The sequence below is a fragment of the Acidovorax sp. FW305-C-20-28 genome (genome assembly GCF_058783375.1).
Genome location: NZ_JBYSYM010000001.1, coordinates 60403 through 73411 on the forward strand (window position 1 = coordinate 60403; position 13009 = coordinate 73411).

The window sequence follows — 13009 nt, forward strand, 5'->3', positions numbered from 1 at the left end:
CCCGTTGGGGGGAAAGCCGTGCCGTTCAGGCCGGCGTGTCGTAGACCATCAGCGGCCGCACCTCGATGGTGCCGTAGCTCGCCGAGGGCACGGTCTGGGCGTATTTCAAGGCCGCGTCCAGGTCGGCGACCTCGATCACGTAGTAGCCGCCCAGGTGTTCCTTGGTGTCGGCGAAGGGGCCGTCCATGGTTTCCACCTTGCCGCCGCGGATGCGCAGCGAGGTGGCGGTCTCCACGCCTTGCAGGCCGTCACCAGCGATGAGGACGCCATCGTCCCGCAGTTTGGCAGTGAGCGCGAAGTAGCCGGCCATCATGGCCTGGAACTCAGGCGTGCCGTAGGTGGGCTCGCGCTGGGGGTCGCTGTAGATCAGGAGCATGTATTTCATGGTGGTTCCTTGGAAAGGGTGGACATCCGGAATCCGCAACCGCCCGATGCCGCTCGGCACGCCAGAGGTTGTGGTGCACCAAGGACGCTGTCGCAGCGGCTTTTTCGACATGCGCGCCGATTATTTTGTCCGTTTCTACATCCCACCAGGCCCGAAATCCGTCCCCCGCCCAACCATTGCGGGGATTCACCCAAGGCACAGGCCACCGAGCAGGGGCTCGCGAGCGCCCATGAAAAAAGCCGTGGCACAGCCACGGCTTCTTGTCGGGGTACCCCGATCCGCCACACGGCGGGCCGGCAGACGGCAGCTCAGTAGAGGGCACGCAGGTCGTTCACCGTGCGCACGCCCATGGCGTGGTTCAGCTCGGCCATGATGCGCGGGTCGCGGATGGCGACCTGCCAGGTGCGCTCGTCTTCGGCAGCGCGGCGGCGGCTTTCGGCCCAGCCGGCAAAACCGGCGCGCAAGGCGGCAGCAGCGCGGCGTGCGGGGCCCGACAGCAGGGCCAGCGCGGCAAAGGCCACCACCCACAGCAGCATCCAGGCGGCCAGCAGGTGGCCTTCGCTCCAGGTGTCGATCACCTGGTTGGCCACCACCAGCAGGGCGGAGACGATGGCGGCGAGCAGGAGGGAGGCGGCGCCACGGGCGCTGTCAAAGCCGGCTGCGATGCCCTTGATGGCGGCAGCGGCGTTCTGGGCGCGGATCACGCCCGAGTGTTCGGTTGGATAGTCAACGTGTGCAAAACTGGTCATTTGGTTTCCCCTTTACAGCGCTTGTGGCGACATTGCCGGGCGAGTGACTGAATCTTAGGGTTTACCCCATGTGTTATCAAGTTTATATCTTGAATTACTGTCATTCATCGCGGTGATGTATCTCCGGGCTTCCCGGCAGACGGGCGCAAAAAAAGCCGTGGCATGCCACGGCTTGGTGTCTGAACCCCGCCTGCCTTGGGAGCAGGCACGCGGGCTCAGTAGAACTTGCGCAGGTCGGTCAGGCCGTGGTTCAGTTCGGCCATGATGCGCGGATCACGCAGGGCGACCTGCCAGGTGCGACGGTCTTCGGCCGCATGGCGCTGGCTTTCGGCCCAGCGGGCGAAGCCGGCGCGCACGGCCAGGCCGGCACGGCGGGCCGGAGCGGACAGCAGGGCCAGGGCGGCGAAGGCCACCAGCCACAGCACGATCCAAGCCGACAGCAGGTGGCCGTCGGTCCAGCGGTCGACCACCTGGTTGGCCAGCACCAGCAGGCCGGAGACCACGGCGGCCAGCATCAGGGAGGCAGCGCCCCGGGCGCTGTCGAAGCCAGCGGCAATGCCCTTCAAGGCCGCAGCGGCGTTTTCGGCGCGCACGACGCCAGGATGTTCGGTTGGATAGTCCACGTGTACAAAATTGGTCATTTCGGTTCCCTTGTTCAGCGCTTGTGGCGACATTGCCGGGCGATGGGGCAATCCTAGGGTTTACCCTTTGTCCTTTCAAGTTTATATGTTGAATCATTGGTATTCACATCAGTGATGAATTACCGCCATGTCCCAGCGCCTGAACTTCCGCTCGCTCGACCTGAATCTGCTCAGGGTCTTTGACGAGGTCATGGCCGAGCGCAGCCTGACCAAGGCCGCGAACAAGCTCGCGCTGACCCAGCCGGCCGTGAGCAACGCCATGCGCCGCCTGCGCGAGGTGCTGGGCGACGACCTGGTGGTGCGCAGCGGCCAGGGCGTGGAGCCGACCCCCCGCGCCCTGGCGCTGTGGCCGCCCATCCGCGACGCGCTCACGCAACTGCAGGAATCGCTGGCGCCCGGCCGCTTCGACCCGGCCACGGCCGAATCGACCTTCGTGCTGGCCATGGCCGATGCGACCGGGGCCACCCTGGTGCCGGGCCTGGTCGAGATCCTGGAGCACGAAGCCCCGGGCATCGCGGTGCGTGTGGTGCCCCTGACCACGCGCGACCCGCGCCGCCTGCTCGAAGAGGAGGCGGCCGACATGGCCGTGGGCTACTTTCCGGCCGTGCTGGCCGACCTCACGGCGCGCGCGCAGTCGGGCGGCATGGTCTCGTTCGAGAGCCGGCGACTGTACGACAGCGAGTACATGTGCGTGATGCGCCAGGGCCACCCGCTGGCCGACACGCCGCTCACGCTGGACGCCTACTGCGAGGCGCGCCACATGCTGGTGAGTTTTTCGGGCCGGCCCTTCGGCTTCATCGACGAGGCCCTGGCCTCGCTCGGGCGCCGGCGGCGCGTGGTGCTCACGGTGAACCAGTTCTTCACCGCGGGCCGCGTGGTCTCGGGCTCGGACATGCTCACCGTGCTGCCGCGCCACTTCGTGCCGGTGACCGGCATCTCGGGCGCGCTGGTGCAGCGCTCCCTGCCGTTCGACGTGCCGCCCGTGCACGTGGACGCGCTGTGGCGACGCAACAGCACCCAGGAAGCCGCCAAGGGCTGGCTGCTGTCGGCGCTGGCGCGTGCCGCGCGGCGCGCCTTTCCGCACGACGAGCCGGGCCACCCGGTGCATGCACCGGACCACGGAACCCCGTAGACTCGGCGATCCATGCGCATCCAGATCCTGTCCGACCTGCACCTCGAAGCCAACCCCGATTTCATGCCCGAGCCGGCGCCGGACGCCGACCTGCTGGTGCTGGCCGGCGATATCGGCTCCTACCAGGAAGGCGGCGACATGCAGGACCCGGACTTCGGCCTGGCGCGCTTCTCGCCGCTGCCGCAGTTCGCAGGCTGGCCCACGCCGGTGCTCTACGTGCCGGGCAACCACGAATACGACGCGCTCGACTTCGATACCGCCCATGCGCGCCTGCGCGCCACCTGCGAGCGCCTGGGCATCCGCATGCTGGAACGCGAGACCCTGGTGATGGACGGCGTGCGCTTCGTGGCCACCACCCTGTGGGCCAACTACGACGCGCTGGCCGATGACGAACAGGTGACCGACCTCACGCGCCGCCTCAAGCTGCGCGAAAAGGCCTTTCGCGCCGCCAATTACTACCTGACCAAGATGGCCGGCACCAAGGACGGCCAGCCCTTTCTGGCCGAGCCCATGCGCGAGCATGCCCTGGTCTGCGAGCAGTGGCTGCGCGAGGCACTGGCCACGCCCTACGAGGGCACCACGGTGGCCATCACCCACTTCGCGCCCAGCCTGCGCAGCGCCGATCCGCGCTACGGCGTGGTGCCCGGCACGGCGGGGTTCTGCAATGTGCTCGACGACCTGCTGCCCGGGGCCCGGCTGTGGATCCACGGCCACCTGCACTCGCCCAGCGACTACCTCGCCGAGGGTGTGCGTGCCGATGGCAGCCCCTGGCAATGCCGTGTGGTCGCCAACCCGCTGGGCTATGCCCGCAACGGGGAACAGGACAGCTTCCAGCCACGCTACTGCGTCACCGTATGATGGCCTGGCGAAGGGCCGCCCTTCGCCAGCGCAGGATGAAAAGCATGATCCAGGTCAAGACAACAAGCACCCGCGCACGTTACGGTCTGTCATACCAACTAGGAGAATCCGAATGAACATCCTGCTCGCTGTCGACGGCAGCACTTATACCAAGAAAATGCTCGCCTACCTTGCCGCGCACGAGGAGCTGCTGGGCCCCAAGCACGATTACTCGGTGCTGACCGTGCAGGCACCCCTGCCCCCCCGGGCGCGTGCCGCCCTGGGCAAGGAGGCCGCCGACACCTACCACGCCGAAGAAGCCGAGAAGATCCTGGCCCCGGTGGCCAAGTTCCTGGCCCGCCAGGGCGTGCAGCCCAAGCGCATCGTCAAGGTCGGCGCCGTCGGCGAGACCATCTCCAAGGTGGCGGACTCGGGCCGCTACGACCTGCTGGTGATGGGCTCGCACGGCCACGGCGCGCTGGCCACGCTGGTCATGGGTTCGGTGACCACGCAGGTGCTGGCCAACTGCAAGGTGCCGGTGCTGCTGGTGCGCTGAGCCCTTGCGCACGACGCCCTGAGGAACGCCCGGTACGCCGGGCGTTTTTGCGTGCGGGCCCTGCTGCCCGCCCTCAGCGGAAGCGCTCGACCACAAAGTCCACAAAGCTGCGCAGCTTGGGCGAGCGGTAGCGGTCCGGCAGGTAGACCACGTTCATCGGCCGCGCAGGCAGTTCATGGTGGGGGAACAGCTGCACCAGGCGCCCGGCCCGCACCTCCGCTTCCAGCAGGATGGCTGGCTGCAGCACGATGCCCAGGCCGTGCACGGCCGCCACGCGCAGCGCCTGCCCCTGGTTGACCTGCAAGCGTCCCGAGACCGGGACCCGGCTCGCGCCCTCCCCGTCCCCGATGCGCCAGTGCGTGAGGGCGGTGGGCGCGAAGGACAGGCACTCGTGCTGGCCCAGGTCCTGCGGCTGCCGGGGCATGCCGCGGCGCTCCAGGTAGGCGGGGGACGCGCAGACCATCAGCCGGTAGGGGGCCAGCGCCTGGGCAATGAGCCCCGAATCCGGCAGCTCACCGACGCGGACCGCGGCCTCGAATCCCTCCTCCACCAGGTCCACCACCCGGTCGGACAGCGACACATCGAGGCTGACCTCGGGATAGCGCTCCAGGTAGGCGGGCAGCGCCGGCATCAGGGCTTCCGTACCGAAGGTGACGGGCACCGTCACCCGCAGCCGGCCCGCCGGGGCGAGCTGCTGGTTCTGCGCCTGGGCATCGGTCTCGGCCACCAGACGCAGGATCTCCTTGCAACGCGCGTAGTAGTCCTGCCCGAACGGCGTGAGGTGCTGGCGCCGGGTCGTGCGCTGCAGCAGCTGCATGCCCAGCCGCTTCTCCAGCGTGCGCAGGTGGTTGCCCGCCATGGTGGCCGAGATGCCACAGGCCTGCGCCGCCGCGCTGAGGCTGCCCTTCTCGACCGCCAGCACGTAGACCCGCATGCTGTCGAACACATCCATTGCTCACTCCCGCTTCCAAATCAATCAATTTGTCGGCAGTTTATCTCTCGTGCATTTGAAATCACACTGGCGGCCATTCCACTTGCTTCCCCAAGATCCCCATGAAAGCCATTGAACTGACCGCCCCCTCGCTCACCGCCTTGCGCGCAAGCACCCTGCCCGACCCGGTGGCGGGGCCGGGCGAGGTACTGGTGCGCCTGCGCGCCGCCGCGCTGAACTACCTGGACGTGGCCGTGGCCACCGGCGGCTTTCCCGCGCCGGCCTTCCCCATGGTGCCGGTGGCCGATGGCGCGGGCGAGGTCGCCGCGCTCGGCGCCGGCGTGACCGGCCTGGCACTGGGCGACCGGGTGGTTCCGCATTTCATGCCGCATTGGCAGGGCGGCGCCATCACGCCGCGCCATGTGGCCGCCATGCGCGGGCTCACCCTGCCCGGATCGCTCGCCGAATACGTGGCCTTGCCGGCCACGAGCCTGGTGGCCCTGCCGGCGCACCTGGACTTTGTGCAGGGCGCGGCGCTGCCCATCGCCGCGACCACGGCCTGGAACGCCATGCGCGCGGCTGGGGTACGGCCCGGCTCGGTGGTCCTGCTGCTGGGAACGGGGGGCGTGAGCATCTTTGCGCTGCAGTTCGCCAAGGCCTCGGGTGCGACCGTGATCCTGGCCTCCTCGTCCGAGGAGAAGCTCGAGCGCGCGCGCCGGCTCGGCGCGGACCATCTCATCAACTACCGCGCCACGCCGGCCTGGGATGAGAAGGTGCGGGAGCTCACTGGAGGGCATGGCGCCGATCTGGTCGTGGAGACCGTGGGTGCAGCCACGATCGCGCGCTCACTGCAGGCCGCGGCCATGGGAGGCACGGTGTTCACCGTGGGTTTCGTGGGCGGGACCTCGGCCCCGATGGACCTGTTGCCGGTCATCGTCAAGGCGCTGCGCGTGGTGGGCAACAACACCGGCTCGGTGGCCGACCTGGCCGAGGCCGCGCGGGCGATTGCAGCACACCGCATCGTGCCGGTCATCGACCGTGTCTTCGGCCTTGGCGACACCCGCGAGGCCTATGCCCACCTCGCAGCGGGCGGGCAGCATTTCGGCAAGCTGGCCATCGCGCACTGAGGGCGCGAGGCGCCTGGGGTCAGCGCGCCACCAGCCCGTCGAAGCAGGTGCGCAGCACCAGGTCGACGATCTCGGCGTCGGAGTACTGGCCGCTCTCCTTGAGGAAGGTCACCACCGGGTCGCAGGCGCGTGCATACAGGGTGTAGAGCACCACCAGCGGCGGCAGCGTGGGGTTGATCACGCCCTGCGCCTGGGCCTCGGTGATCCATTCGCCGATCTGGTCGCTGACCCGGACCAGGCGGTCCAGGTAGTCGTTGTTGGCCATGAGCACTGCGCGCAGCGAAGAATTGCGGCTGGGCAAGAGCGGCATCTCGTTGGTCAGCAGGCGCTCCAGCGACCAGCGCACCAGGGCACGCAGCTTCTCGTGCGCGGGCTGCTCGGCCGGAAGCGCAGACAGGTAGACATGCACGCGCTCCAGGATCTGCACCATGGCGGCGCTGCACAGCTCTTCCTTGCTGCAGAAGTGCTTGTACAGGCTGGCCTTGGCAATGCCCACCGCATTGGCGACATCGTCCATGGTCATGGCGTCGAAGGCCTTTTCACCCAGCAGACGGCAGGCCGACTGGAGGATCGCGCCCTCCCGAGCCTGGTGCATCTGCTCCTTGAAGGACACTTTGGGTTGTAGCGTGGTGGACATGGACCCCATCTTATACATTGCAGTAAAAAAATAAATGACAAAGTTGCTTTGCAACTACGCCGTTCACGTTTTAGTCTGCAGGAATCGTGCCGCCCCAGAGCGGGGAGCGCTTCAGCCCCGGGTTAGTACCTGTTGACGCAGGTTGGAGCCCGTTGGACGCTTTTCAAGCAGGGCTCAGGCCGCAAGCGTCTTGGCTGCCGTGGCCGTCAACGCCGCGGTCAGCGCATCCAGCACCACCGATTCCAGGTTCCAGCAGTGCCAGTACAGCTGGATGGGCAGGGCGTGGCCAGGCGCCAGATCGACCATGCTGCCATCGGCAATGGGCCCGCGCGCGAGCAGCTCGGGCACCACGCCCACCGCCCAGCCCGCGGCCACCGCACGCATCTGGCCTTCGGTGCTGGGCACGAACAGGTGGTTCAGCGCCACGCGCTTGAGCCCGAAGGCGCGCGCCACGAATTCGGCCGCCATGTCGTCCTTGCGGTTGAACGAGAGGAAGGACACCTCGCGGAAGTTGTGCGGCGTGAGCCCGTGCGGCAGATGCCGGGCGGCAAAGTCACGCGAGGCCACGGCCACATAGCGCATGGCCCCGAGCGGCACCATCTTGCAGCCGCGCAGCGCCTGCTTGAGCGTGGTGACGCAGCCCAGCACCTGGCCCGAGCGCAGCCACTCCTGCGTGAAGTCCTGGTCGTCCACGATGATTTCGAGCGGCAGGCGCTGGCCCACCAGCTCATGCAGCGCGCCCATGGCCCAGGTGGCGATGCTGTCGGCATTGATGGCGATGGAGATGCGCTCGTCCTCGCGCGTGGCACCGGGGGCGCTCGGGGCCAGTTCCTGCAGGTCGCGCTCCAGGTCGGCGCGCAAGAGGCGCATCTGCTTGGTGTGCTTGAGCAGCAGCTGCCCCGCCGAGGTGGGCCGCAGCGGCCGGCTGCGCACGATGAGCACCGAGCCCACCTGGGCCTCCAGCGCTCGCAGGCGCTGCGACACCGCCGATTGGGTGACGTTCAGGCGCTGGGCGGCGCGCTCGAAGCCGCCCTCTTCGACGATGGCGGCAAGGCATTCCAGGGCGGCGGGGTCATAGGTGCTCATGGCGGGCTCTCGGCAAACGGTGCAGTGGGCGCCTTGTGGGCGGTCATTGCATTAGACAGACTGATGCGTTTGGATTGAGTTTAATTTTGCTTTTAGTAGAACGCAATGTGGATCACACTGCCATCCATGAAAACCATCATCCTGGGCGCCGGCATCATCGGCATCAGCACCGCGTGGCACCTGCTCGAACGGGGCCACGAGGTCATCGTGGTCGACCGCCAGCCCGATGCGGCGCTGGAGACCAGCTTCGCCAACGCGGCGCAGATCTCGGTGAGCTACTGCGAGCCCTGGGCCAACCGCGAGGCCCCGCTCAAGGCGCTCAAGTGGATGTTCGACAAGGAGGCCCCGCTGCTGTTCCGCCCCCAGCTCGACTGGGAGCAATGGCGCTGGGGCCTGAAGTTCCTGGCCCAGTGCAATGACACGGCCTTCGAGCGCAATGTGCAGCAGATCGTGGCGCTGGGCGCCTACAGCCATGCCGCGCTCAAGGAGCTGGTGGCCACCACCGGCATCGAGTACAACCGGCTCGAACGCGGCATCGCCCATTTCTACACCGACCAGAAATCCTTCGACGATGCCGGCCACGCGGTGGAACTGATGCGCCGCCACGGCGTGCAGCGCCGCCTGGTGAGCCGCGAAGAACTGCTGCAGATCGAGCCGGCATTCAAGGCCTATGGCGAGCACATCACGGGCGGCACCTACACCAGCACCGACGAGAGCGGCGACGCCCGCGTCTTCACCCAGGCCCTGGCGCGGCGCTGTGCCGAGCGCGGTGCGCAGTTCCTCTACGGCCACGACGTGCTGCGCCTGAACAAGATCGGCGATGCCATCGACTCCGTGGCCGTGATGCCGCGTGCCGCGAGCGGGCTCAAGAAGGACTTTCTGCTCAAGGCCGATGCGGTCGTGGTGGCCTGCGGCTCCTACAGCGCGCCGCTGCTGCGCACCGTGGGCGTGGACCTGCCGATCTACCCCGGCAAGGGCTACAGCGCCACCTTTCCACTGCTCAAGCCCGAAGCAGCGCCCTCGGTCTCCACCATCGACGACGGCCGCAAGATCGCCATGAGCCGCCTGGGCAATGTGCTGCGCGTGGCCGGCACCATCGAACTGGGGGGCTACGACCTCTCGCTCGACTCGCCGGTGGCCAAGGCACGCTGCCACATGCTGTCGCGCCGCATCGAGGAGATCCTGCCCGGCGTGGCCGACACGCGCACGCCCGAGCAGGGCGGCAACCCGCAGTACTGGACCGGCCTGCGCCCCGCCACGCCGACCAATATCCCCTTCATCGGCCGCACGCGCCTGGGCAAGCTCTGGGTCAATGCCGGCCACGGCACGCTGGGCTGGACGCACGGCGCGGGTTCGGGCAAGGCCCTGGCCGAGCTGATCAGCGGCCAGGTGCCGACGATGGATTTCGGCTTTTACGGCATGGAGCGGGACAGACTCCGCATGGCGACCCAGGCAGCGTGAACGCCGTCGGCTTCGGTCAGGCCTTGCCGGTGGCAGCGGCAAAAGGGCCGAGGTAGCGGGACGGAACCTCCAGTGCATGGAACCCGCCCGCCAGCAGCGTCACCAGGCATGCCGCCAACAGCAGGCCCGCCAGCACCGACAGTGCCAGCACCCGGGCGCGTACCGCAGGGGGCAGATTCCAGTAGAGTGCACAGCCCACATGGGCGCCGAGCGCGGAGACTGCCAGAAAGTAGTAGGGACCAAAGAACCACGGCCAGGGCGGCACCTGCATGCCTGCCGCCGCGAAATGCAGGTTGGTGTCCAGTCCCTGGGCGCGCCCCTGAAGCACCGCCCCCACGTGGATCGCCAGAAAGAGGCCCAGATAGGCTCCCGACAGCCTCTGCAGCCAATCGATAGCCCCCTGGCACCGGGCCCGCCCCCTCCACAGCAAGCCCAGGCCACTGCCGGCCTGGAACACCACGCAGCCCAGCAGCAGCGCCTCGACCACGGGCTGCCGATACACCAGGCGCAGGGCGTCCAGCACCGACTGGTGCGCCGCCACCCCTGCCAGACCGGCCAGGTGCCCGACCAGATGCAGGGCAATGAACAGGGCCAGCAGCTTGGCACTGGTGCGGTGCAGGGTGCGCAGCGGCAGGCGCCGATGCCAGGCCGGTGCCCCGGCCTCGGTGGCGGCGGCATGGGGTGCGGCTGGATGGACAGGCTGTTCTGGCACGGTGGCTTCTCTTCGGATCGACAGCGCTAGGATATTCACCGGCCCCATGGCCGCCTACTCGCCTTGCGCTCACATTTGCCCATGCCTACCACCCCCCGCCGCACCCCTCGACAGGAGCGCTCCCAGTTCACCGTGGACGCCATCTTCGAGGCGGTCGCGCGCATCGTGGCCACCCAGGGCGAAGCAGGCCTCACCACCAACCGCATCGCGGAGACAGCCGGCGTGTCGGTCGGATCGCTCTACCAGTACTTTCCCAGCAAGGAAGCGATTCTCTCGGCCATGCTCGACCAGCACTGCGACCGCGTGATGCTGGAACTGGATGCGCTGCTGGCCCAGGCCCGCGCCGAAAGCTGGACACCCGGGCAGCAGGTGCGCCGCTACGTGCGCCACTACCTGCAGGCCTTTGGCGCCGGCGCGCCGCAGGGGCGTGCCCTGGCCCGCCTGTCTTGGCAGCTGGACTACCGCGCCTCCATGCTCGTCTCCGTGCGCGGTGCCAGCGAGCGGCTGGCATTGCACCTGCAGCGCATGGCGCACGACCACCAGCTTGCGCCCCCCACGCCCGCCCAATTGTTCGTGCTCACCCGCTCTTTCATGGGCGCAGTCCGCGCCGCGTCGCTGGAACAATCGCCTTTGCTCGACAGCCCGGAGTTCGAACACGCGCTGGTGGAGCTGTGCCTGGCCAGCCTGGTCCCAGGCAACGCCCTGCAGTCGGAGGCGCAGAGGGCGCCATGACGGCAGCCGCCGAGCCCCCCGCGGCGGCCCGCTTCAAGGCTTGGGTTCGGGCGCCAGCGCCTCGGGCCAATGCTCGCCCATCCAGCGCAGCAGGTCGCGCCACATGGAGCGCACCTCGGCATCCGCCGGCATGTTCAGCGCATGCGGCAGCTCGATGGTGACCACTGGCATGCCGCGGTGCACGCCGCCGTAGTTGCCCAGCGACCCCGGGAAGATGCCCACCTGGTCCAGCCACAGCCGGCCCAGGCGCTCGGGCGGCGACAGCGGGCCGTCGAAATCGAGCACGCCGTAGGGCGCATGGATGCTCACGATCAGGTGCGGCTGGAAGGCCGCCATCTGCGCGTGCAGAAATTGCGATTCGGGCTCGGACAGTGCCGCGTGGCCGGGAAAGCGCCGCGGGTCGCGCCGGGTGCGCTTTTCCCAGTACAGCGGCGCGTCCTTCTCCCAGCCGGGTGTGGGAAAGTTGCGGTTCAGGTCCACGCCACGGCCATTGGTGCGCGTGGCGGGTCGGGCCAGCAGGCCATCGGGGTTGAGCACGGGGATGAAGCGCCAGTGCACGGGCCGGCCGGCCTGCTCGGCCTGCTCGGCCTGCTCGGCCAGCGCGATCCAGCGCAGCGCCAGCGCCGCGGCCGTGAGCTCGTCGCCATGGATGGCGCCCGCGATCAGCACGCGCAGCGGCGCCTCGGCAGCGCCCTGCACGACCGGTGCCGGCACATCGCGCCAGAACAGCGGGACGCCATGCGCCGAGACGGCACCACTGGGCCTGAGCTGCGCCTCCTCGCACTGCGCGCGCGAGACGCTGGGCAGGCGTGCCAGAAACAGCGCGCAGGCCTTGGGACCTTCGGGCACGGCCTCCGCCGCGGGGGCTGTGGACGCAGGCGCCCCAGGCACTGCGACGGCGGCGGGTGGCTTGGCCGCTGGGGCCTGGAGCACCTGCACGGATGCGCCCCCCCGCTGCGCGGTCGTCCCCCGCTCCACCTCGGCCCGCGGGGCGATCCACAGGCCGCCCGCCGCCAGGGCGGCGAGCACGGCGCCGGCCAGCACCGAACCCGGCCAGGCCAGGCCCCGGGACCGTGCAGGGGCCGTGCGGGAATCGCCCTGGGTCAATGCAGTACCCGCGTCGTGGCCAGGAAATCCGCCAGCGCGCCGTCGAAGGCATCGGGATCTTCGAGCTGAGGCCAGTGGCCCGCATGCGGCAGGTCCAGATAGCGTGCATCGGGCAGCACATGGGCCAGCGCCTGCAAGGCCGCCGGCGGTGTGCAGCGATCCTGCGCACCGCCGAGGATCAAGGTGGGCATGTGCAGCTGGCCCAGCACGCCGGCACTGCGATCGAAGGTGGACAGCGCCTGCAACGCGCGGCGGTACGAGCCCTTGTAGACCTGCGACAGGGCATGGGTGGCCAGGCGCACGCCTTCGGGCAGCGCACCGCTGCCGATGTACTGCGGCACCACGGCGCGTGCCAAGCCCTCCATGTCCTGCGCGGCATCCAGGGCTGCCAGGCGCGGCTCCACCCAGTCCTGCACGGCCTGCGCATCCAGCGCGGGGCCGCCGGCGCACAACACCAGGCGGCGCACCATGGCGCTCTGGCGCACGGCCACCTCCAGCGCCACCATGGCGCCCATGCCGTGGCCCACCAGGGTCACGGGGCCGCACTGCAGCGCATCGATCAGCGCCAGGCAGCTTTCGGCCAGGCCCTTGAAGCCATAGGGCTCGATGGGAGCACTGTTGCCATAACCGGGCATGTCCCAGGCCACGGCGCGGTAGCCCAGGCTGGCCAGGGTTTCGACCTGGGGTGCAAAGGTGAGGTGGCCACCATCGGCGTCGTGCAGCATGAGCACGGTGTGCCCGCTGCCCAGGGTGGAGAAATGGGGGAGAAGTGCCATGGGTATCCTGCGCAAGCCCTGCCATGGCAGGGGCGGGCCCATGATAGCCGACGCATTTTTAACCCTGGACAGCGTCCGGGCCCTCCATGCACCACCCACGGCGACAGCATGGCTGTGGCATGCAGACCATAATGGCTGCC

Annotated in this window: 15 protein-coding genes; 6 read left to right on the forward strand and 9 right to left on the reverse strand. The window is 68.8% G+C overall.

All coding sequences use genetic code 11. From position 1 onward, the window contains the following. Positions 1-25: 25 nt before the first annotated feature. The 3 genes from AC3WOH_RS00270 to AC3WOH_RS00280 all read right to left on the reverse strand — a co-directional run bounded on the left by AC3WOH_RS00270 (position 26) and on the right by AC3WOH_RS00280 (position 1775). Positions 26-385 carry a YciI family protein gene (locus AC3WOH_RS00270; protein ID WP_492227416.1) on the reverse strand — a complete coding sequence of 120 codons (360 nt, stop codon included), beginning with the start codon at positions 383-385 and terminating at the stop codon, positions 26-28. Between the two features lie 308 nt (positions 386-693). Next, positions 694-1134, reverse strand: a complete 441-nt coding sequence (locus tag AC3WOH_RS00275; RefSeq protein WP_492227417.1) for a hypothetical protein — start codon at positions 1132-1134, stop codon at positions 694-696. Positions 1135-1349: 215 nt separating this feature from the next. After that, positions 1350-1775, reverse strand: a complete 426-nt coding sequence (locus AC3WOH_RS00280) for a hypothetical protein (protein WP_184855064.1) — start codon at positions 1773-1775, stop codon at positions 1350-1352. 127 nt (positions 1776-1902) lie between these two features. Here AC3WOH_RS00280 and AC3WOH_RS00285 point away from each other — a divergent pair, with 127 nt between their 5' ends. The 3 genes from AC3WOH_RS00285 (at position 1903) to AC3WOH_RS00295 (ending at position 4300) form a co-directional block, all read left to right on the forward strand. Next, a complete protein-coding gene (locus tag AC3WOH_RS00285; protein ID WP_492227418.1) occupies positions 1903-2907 on the forward strand; it encodes a LysR family transcriptional regulator in 1005 nt (334 codons plus the stop codon). A 12-nt stretch (positions 2908-2919) separates the two neighbouring features. Beyond that, complete coding sequence (locus tag AC3WOH_RS00290; RefSeq protein ID WP_492227419.1) at positions 2920-3765, forward strand: metallophosphoesterase; 846 nt, start codon at positions 2920-2922, stop codon at positions 3763-3765. 112 nt (positions 3766-3877) lie between these two features. Further along, entirely contained in the window at positions 3878-4300 is a 423-nt protein-coding gene (locus tag AC3WOH_RS00295) for a universal stress protein (protein WP_492227420.1), read from the forward strand. Between the two features lie 73 nt (positions 4301-4373). Here AC3WOH_RS00295 and AC3WOH_RS00300 read toward each other — a convergent pair whose 3' ends face one another. After that, on the reverse strand, positions 4374-5252 hold the full coding sequence (locus AC3WOH_RS00300) for a LysR family transcriptional regulator (protein WP_492227421.1): 879 nt from the start codon (positions 5250-5252) through the stop codon (positions 4374-4376). Positions 5253-5353: 101 nt separating this feature from the next. Here AC3WOH_RS00300 and AC3WOH_RS00305 point away from each other — a divergent pair, with 101 nt between their 5' ends. Further along, positions 5354-6358, forward strand: a complete 1005-nt coding sequence (locus AC3WOH_RS00305) for a zinc-dependent alcohol dehydrogenase family protein (protein WP_492227422.1) — start codon at positions 5354-5356, stop codon at positions 6356-6358. A 19-nt stretch (positions 6359-6377) separates the two neighbouring features. Here the strand turns inward: AC3WOH_RS00305 and AC3WOH_RS00310 are convergent, their stop codons facing one another. After that, positions 6378-6995, reverse strand: a complete 618-nt coding sequence (locus AC3WOH_RS00310; protein ID WP_492227423.1) for a TetR/AcrR family transcriptional regulator — start codon at positions 6993-6995, stop codon at positions 6378-6380. A gap of 174 nt (positions 6996-7169) precedes the next feature. After that, positions 7170-8081: a LysR family transcriptional regulator ArgP gene (locus tag AC3WOH_RS00315; RefSeq protein ID WP_492227424.1), complete on the reverse strand. Its 912-nt coding sequence runs from the start codon at positions 8079-8081 to the stop codon at positions 7170-7172. A gap of 126 nt (positions 8082-8207) precedes the next feature. On the opposite strand from AC3WOH_RS00315, the gene AC3WOH_RS00320 reads away from it, so the two are divergent. After that, on the forward strand, positions 8208-9542 hold the full coding sequence (locus AC3WOH_RS00320; RefSeq protein WP_492227425.1) for a D-amino acid dehydrogenase: 1335 nt from the start codon (positions 8208-8210) through the stop codon (positions 9540-9542). A gap of 16 nt (positions 9543-9558) precedes the next feature. On the opposite strand, the gene AC3WOH_RS00325 is transcribed toward AC3WOH_RS00320, so the two are convergent. After that, positions 9559-10254, reverse strand: a complete 696-nt coding sequence (locus AC3WOH_RS00325; protein WP_492227426.1) for a hypothetical protein — start codon at positions 10252-10254, stop codon at positions 9559-9561. An 81-nt stretch (positions 10255-10335) separates the two neighbouring features. On the opposite strand from AC3WOH_RS00325, the gene AC3WOH_RS00330 reads away from it, so the two are divergent. Then, positions 10336-10986, forward strand: coding sequence for a TetR/AcrR family transcriptional regulator (locus AC3WOH_RS00330; protein WP_492227427.1), 651 nt, complete (start codon positions 10336-10338; stop codon positions 10984-10986). Positions 10987-11019: 33 nt separating this feature from the next. On the opposite strand, the gene AC3WOH_RS00335 is transcribed toward AC3WOH_RS00330, so the two are convergent. Together AC3WOH_RS00335 and AC3WOH_RS00340 are read right to left on the reverse strand one after the other, a co-directional pair. After that, positions 11020-12093 (reverse strand): M14 family zinc carboxypeptidase, encoded by a 1074-nt coding sequence (locus tag AC3WOH_RS00335; protein WP_492227428.1) that lies wholly within the window; start codon positions 12091-12093, stop codon positions 11020-11022. Beyond that, positions 12090-12869 carry an alpha/beta fold hydrolase gene (locus tag AC3WOH_RS00340; RefSeq protein ID WP_492227429.1) on the reverse strand — a complete coding sequence of 260 codons (780 nt, stop codon included), beginning with the start codon at positions 12867-12869 and terminating at the stop codon, positions 12090-12092. The genes AC3WOH_RS00335 and AC3WOH_RS00340 overlap by 4 nt, the downstream gene beginning before the upstream one ends. Between the last annotated feature and the right edge of the window lie 140 nt (positions 12870-13009).

What these genes read in the sequence shown, in the direction of transcription:
- AC3WOH_RS00300 (WP_492227421.1), bottom strand. Translation starts at nt 5,252, where the DNA reads ATGGATGTGTTCGACAGCATGCGGGTCTACGTGCTGGCGGTCGAGAAG.
- AC3WOH_RS00330 (WP_492227427.1), top strand. Translation starts at nt 10,336, where the DNA reads ATGCCTACCACCCCCCGCCGCACCCCTCGACAGGAGCGCTCCCAGTTC.
- AC3WOH_RS00275 (WP_492227417.1), bottom strand. Translation starts at nt 1,134, where the DNA reads ATGACCAGTTTTGCACACGTTGACTATCCAACCGAACACTCGGGCGTG.
- AC3WOH_RS00305 (WP_492227422.1), top strand. Translation starts at nt 5,354, where the DNA reads ATGAAAGCCATTGAACTGACCGCCCCCTCGCTCACCGCCTTGCGCGCA.
- AC3WOH_RS00315 (WP_492227424.1), bottom strand. Translation starts at nt 8,081, where the DNA reads ATGAGCACCTATGACCCCGCCGCCCTGGAATGCCTTGCCGCCATCGTC.
- AC3WOH_RS00285 (WP_492227418.1), top strand. Translation starts at nt 1,903, where the DNA reads ATGTCCCAGCGCCTGAACTTCCGCTCGCTCGACCTGAATCTGCTCAGG.
- AC3WOH_RS00290 (WP_492227419.1), top strand. Translation starts at nt 2,920, where the DNA reads ATGCGCATCCAGATCCTGTCCGACCTGCACCTCGAAGCCAACCCCGAT.
- AC3WOH_RS00310 (WP_492227423.1), bottom strand. Translation starts at nt 6,995, where the DNA reads ATGTCCACCACGCTACAACCCAAAGTGTCCTTCAAGGAGCAGATGCAC.
- AC3WOH_RS00280 (WP_184855064.1), bottom strand. Translation starts at nt 1,775, where the DNA reads ATGACCAATTTTGTACACGTGGACTATCCAACCGAACATCCTGGCGTC.
- AC3WOH_RS00270 (WP_492227416.1), bottom strand. Translation starts at nt 385, where the DNA reads ATGAAATACATGCTCCTGATCTACAGCGACCCCCAGCGCGAGCCCACC.
- AC3WOH_RS00340 (WP_492227429.1), bottom strand. Translation starts at nt 12,869, where the DNA reads ATGGCACTTCTCCCCCATTTCTCCACCCTGGGCAGCGGGCACACCGTG.
- AC3WOH_RS00320 (WP_492227425.1), top strand. Translation starts at nt 8,208, where the DNA reads ATGAAAACCATCATCCTGGGCGCCGGCATCATCGGCATCAGCACCGCG.
- AC3WOH_RS00295 (WP_492227420.1), top strand. Translation starts at nt 3,878, where the DNA reads ATGAACATCCTGCTCGCTGTCGACGGCAGCACTTATACCAAGAAAATG.